Genomic DNA, 4,499 nt, shown 5'->3' with positions numbered 1-4,499 from the left:
GGAAACGCGGTGACGGGCCTCTCGCTTTGTGTCCGGCTGTTTACGGCTGAAACCGGCCAGCTACGGTTGATCGTTCCCAATGCGTTCCCATTGGATCTTGTCCTGGGAATGCCGGATCACCCCCACGGGTGTGGGAACCAGGCCCACGTGGACTCCAAGACCGGCCCCGATGTCGGATCACCCCCACAGGTGTGGGGACCAGATGGTGTCCGGGCAGGAGTTCACCGGCCGCGACGGATCACCCCCACGGGCGTGGGGGCCAGTTGTCCAGGGACATGACTTCGCATCGGGTGAACGGATCACCCCACGGGCGTGGGGGCCCAGGACCGGTACCCCCGCCTCGACTGGCTGGACGCCAGATCACCTTTGGGCTGCAGTTCACCGCCGTACCAACACGTTCCACGAAGACCAGGAAGGGGTGTTGGTCCAGGTGGGACTGTCCTGAACGGTGGGCTCCCGACCTGCTAATGCGGTTTGGGTTGCGTAGTCGGGCTGCTGCGTTTGCAATGGACCGACAGCAAGGTGTCTCAGTACTCGAGAACGCCATGGGCGGCCACCACGTCACTTGATGCGTTCGGTCGCACCTCGGTGATGCGCTCGGCCAGCAGCAGCGCAGCGGCGAGCCCGCCTTCCGACTTGGCACCGGCCAGCCCGAGCTCGTTCCGGTCGGCCAGGAAGTGCTCCGGGATGCCGCCCTCGTCGCCGCCGAACAGCGGATCGAAGGACAGGACGTTGCGACCGTCGGCATAATGGTCGAAGGACGCGACCAGGTTCACGTTGACGAAGACACTAGCCGCGACCGTCCCCGCCGACAAGGACCGCAGCACCTCGGGCAGCGTGCCGACGAAGCTGTTCCACTCGCTCAGAATGGTTCCGCCCTCGGCCGACCGGGCACAGATGAGGCCCTCCTCGAACTCGCCTTCCTCGTCATCCCCTTCGAACACGTCAATGCCAAGGCGGGCCAGCGCCTCGCGCGGAGTGAGACCGCGGACGAAGGTCGCACAGAACGCGTCGTCATCGAGCCAGTCGTAGCCGCTCACGGGGATCCTGTTCTCTCGGGACAGATCATGGAGATCATGGCATGCGAGTCCGATGAAAAGTTGGCACGACCTTGAGACGCGGCACCGGGCTCCCTGCTCAGCGACATGCAGGTCCGTAACGTGCGGGTCGTGCTCTGTAGATCTACGTCGACAGATACCCGTACGGACTATCAGGCAGGTTCGAGGTGGTCGGCGAGGCGGAGGAGATTGATCGCGAACCGGCCGCGGAGGCGCAGACGAACAGGCCGGCGCGAGCGTGGCGGAATCATGCGTAACCGTGCGGCCTCGGCTCGCACATCCGAGGGCCGTGGGTTGATCACCGGGTTTCTTGCTAAAGTAGCAACCTTCGGATGGCGCAACCTTCCGGAGTCTGTGAAGGCGAATGCCCACGAATGAACCTCGACCAGAAGCCCCCGCGATTCCGTCTCGACGCCGCGTTGAACCGCATGGCCGTCACCTTCCACGGCATGACGGCCCATCCTGATGAGTGCAACTGTGAGTGCCACTGGGGTAGCGCAGAAGAGCTCGCGCAGTTGAAGGTGCCGGATGTGGAGCTGGACCTTGATCTCCTGCGTCGCACTTGGCCGAGCGACTGGAATGACCATGCATCCGTGTTGCGCCGCATTCTGCCCCAGCTGTCGGGGGCCCTCGTCAGCGGACTCGTCCAGCCTCTCTTCGGCATGGATGAGGTCGGACGTGCATTCGCTCGCGGCCACTGGCAGCAGTGGCCTACCGATCAAGCCGCAGCGGTGTGGGAATTCCTGAGCGCCTGGTGGACCCACACTCTCATCGACCCGGATCCCACTGTGCCCGCGCACGAAGTCCTCGCCCTGTGCACCGAAGCCTCCGCTGCAATCAGCCCATGGCTGCGTCTCTGGGAAGCGCAGACGGGCACCGCGGCTGACCACCACCTGGCCGAAGCTGTGACGCACTGGGAATACGACTTACTGGGAGACCAAGTCCCCTGGGAAAGCTGGGAGAATAAGGAAGAGACGCGTATCGAGTTGACGGCCTGGCTGATCCGCTACGCCCCTGCCCGGCTCCATGCTCGGAACGCCCCCGTAGAGCTGTCCCACCGGATCCGACTGCTCGGCCTTACCGGCGGCGCCCGCTGGGACGACCCGCACTGGCCTGGCCACCGCTACTAAGCCACCACCCCGCACGAAATCATCCCTCGTATACATACAGAACAAGATCTGGACCATACGTGGAATGACCTCGCCGCAGTCGAGAGGGGTTGAGCGATCGCGTGCAGGTCAGCGCATCCTTGTTCCACGAAAGGGCGATCCACTTCTAAACCGACGGCCGCAGACTCCACCTTGGAAGCGTCTGCTAGGCCGGAAAGTCGGTGTCCCAGGGATAGGTGAACCGCTCGGGCACTACATCCCAATCTTGCAGCAGGGCGAGGAGGTCAGCCTCGTCGGTGGCGACGATGCGCTTGATTACGTTGCGTCCAATGTCGTAGTTCCAGCCGTCGAGGCGCTCGATGACATATTCACAGTGTGTCAGCCGGAAGCTGCGCTTCTCGTCGCTACGAGTCCAACCTTCTCGCTGGGCGGCATCGTCAGGGTCAGTTCGCAGCGGGCGGATCTCGATCCATGCCCGATACCGCGGCCGGCCCGCCTCGACTTCGGCGACGAGGGACCTGCCAAGACGAAGCGCGCTTAGCTTGTCTGTTGGGAAAGACTGCCTCAGCAGGTTGATCCACCGGGTTCAGCGTCTCACGGTGGCGTCCGGGGGACCGTGCAATATATGCGCGATGATCTTGTCAGTGGGGGCGGCCTGACAATATGGCACCGCAGGTCAAAAGCATTGAAGCAGTAGGAACGGTCACGTGCTGTAAAACCATCAAAGGAGGTTATGGTGGCCGATCCCCTCGTCGCGTTCCGTTGGTTGGAAGCTTCGCCAGGAGTAGGAGACCGTGAGGATCTGCTTGGCGAGATTTTCTGCGTGTCCTTTTTTCGTAGGCTCGAACTTGCCGAGGTGCTGTGCCGCTTCGGGGCCGGACGCCCAGGGCGGGAAATGACCTTCCATGAACTCCGTGTCAAGGTCTGGGAGTCCATAGAGATGAACGACGACTATGTCGGCGTCGTTCAAGTCGGTGAGTGGGGCGTGGCCGTCGAACCGGGGGGTTTCCAGGCGGTGCTGGCCGAGCGGTTAACCGGGCTGTCTCGGGGATGCGAGGTGGTGGCCGTGGGACGGCACGATTATGCGGAGGACAGCTTCGTGTACGCGGTGGATGGCGAGGTCGTGACCAGCTTCACGCCGCACCTGCCAGGCGCTCGGTGGGGCAGCGACCCGGACCGGATCAACGAGCTCATGCGTGAGACCGGCTTGCCTCCGGAGAAGTTGGATGAAGAGGCATGGGAGGCGACGTGGGATGACATGTACACCAACAGGATCTCTCGTGCGTTCTTGCTGGCAGCCAAGATCACTGGTGTGGTGTTCACTCCCAGCGTCCTCGACGAGCCCCTACTCGTCGGCGCCATCAGTCAGTGATCACGAGGGGCGTGCGCTGATGCTGCGGGTGGCTACCAGGTCTACCCGGTTTGCCGCCGATCCGAGGTCCAAACCGCCAATCCTCTGCATGTGGGAGGCACTCTCTCCGGAGAGATCCGCGGTTCCTGGGGGCGATCGTAGCTGGCTCTGCCTCGCGGGATATGTGCGGGATGATCTTCCCTGGTAGGGGACGGGTGAGAGCCGCACCCCGAGGTCGGACACCTGATGTAGTCGGGAACGTCAGCCCGCTGTAAACCGTCGGCTCAGCCTACGCAAGTTCGAACCTTGCACCTGCCACCAGCAGTAAGTGCAGCTCAGGGGCCCTTCGGGGCCTCTTCTGCGTTTCTGGGGTATGCAGCCAGATGCCATCGAGAGCGACCGTATGTCGGTGGCTCACCAATATACGTGCAATGATCTTGACGGCGTTCCCGCTGGTCGGGTGCCGATTTGGGGACTTGGGTAGCGCACTTGACTGGGATCAGATCGGTGCGCGCGACCTGCCCGGCTGTCCCACCTGTCTGGGCCGAGGGTCGGTTATCCACCTCAGGGACTCCAGGCCCGCGCTTACGCGCATACGCTCGTCCGCGCGCCCTGTCCCACCTGCTCCGGTACTTCGGCATAGTTCGGTGTGGCCTGACCGATGAGTTTTGCGCGCCGTGCTGGTCTGTACGCCGAGTACCGACTCACGGGAGGCTGACGCCATGCGGAAACTGACCTTCGGCATGAACATGAGCTTGGACGGCTACATCGCCGCGCCCGGCGGCGACCTCGGCTGGAGCGTGCCGAGCGACGAGCTGTTCCAGTGGTGGTCCGACCGGGTGGGCGCGACGGGCCTGGCGCTGTACGGGCGCAAACTGTGGGAGGGGATGAGCTCCCACTGGCCGACCGCCGACAAGCAGCCGGGTGCCACACCGGCGGCGATCGAGTACGCCGGCCGCTGGCGGGACATGCCGAAGGTGG

General features: G+C 63.7%; 5 protein-coding genes. 4 read left to right on the top strand and 1 reads right to left on the bottom strand.

Translation table 11 applies throughout. From position 1 onward, the window contains the following. Positions 1-527: 527 nt before the first annotated feature. Complete coding sequence (locus tag ACFPZ3_RS70130) at positions 528-1,040, bottom strand: DUF6461 domain-containing protein (protein WP_379525364.1); 513 nt, start codon at positions 1,038-1,040, stop codon at positions 528-530. A 392-nt stretch (positions 1,041-1,432) separates the two neighbouring features. On the opposite strand from ACFPZ3_RS70130, the gene ACFPZ3_RS70125 reads away from it, so the two are divergent. From ACFPZ3_RS70125 to ACFPZ3_RS70110, 4 genes are all read left to right on the top strand, one after another. After that, positions 1,433-2,188: a hypothetical protein gene (locus ACFPZ3_RS70125; RefSeq protein WP_379525363.1), complete on the top strand. Its 756-nt coding sequence runs from the start codon at positions 1,433-1,435 to the stop codon at positions 2,186-2,188. 244 nt (positions 2,189-2,432) lie between these two features. After that, positions 2,433-2,708, top strand: coding sequence for a hypothetical protein (locus ACFPZ3_RS70120; RefSeq protein WP_379525362.1), 276 nt, complete (start codon positions 2,433-2,435; stop codon positions 2,706-2,708). 195 nt (positions 2,709-2,903) lie between these two features. Then, entirely contained in the window at positions 2,904-3,539 is a 636-nt protein-coding gene (locus tag ACFPZ3_RS70115; RefSeq protein ID WP_379525361.1) for a DUF6461 domain-containing protein, read from the top strand. Positions 3,540-4,240: 701 nt separating this feature from the next. After that, positions 4,241-4,499 (top strand): dihydrofolate reductase family protein (locus ACFPZ3_RS70110; protein WP_379525360.1); only part of this gene is annotated, 259 nt, incomplete at its 3' end.

This window comes from Nonomuraea insulae (genome assembly GCF_042656245.1).
Note: the sequence above shows the minus strand (reverse complement) of the source record. Positions and strands in the feature narration are given on the sequence as shown.

Excerpts from the sequence above, each read along its gene's own strand:
- ACFPZ3_RS70125 (WP_379525363.1), top strand. The coding sequence starts at position 1,433 with ATGAACCTCGACCAGAAGCCCCCGCGATTCCGTCTCGACGCCGCGTTG.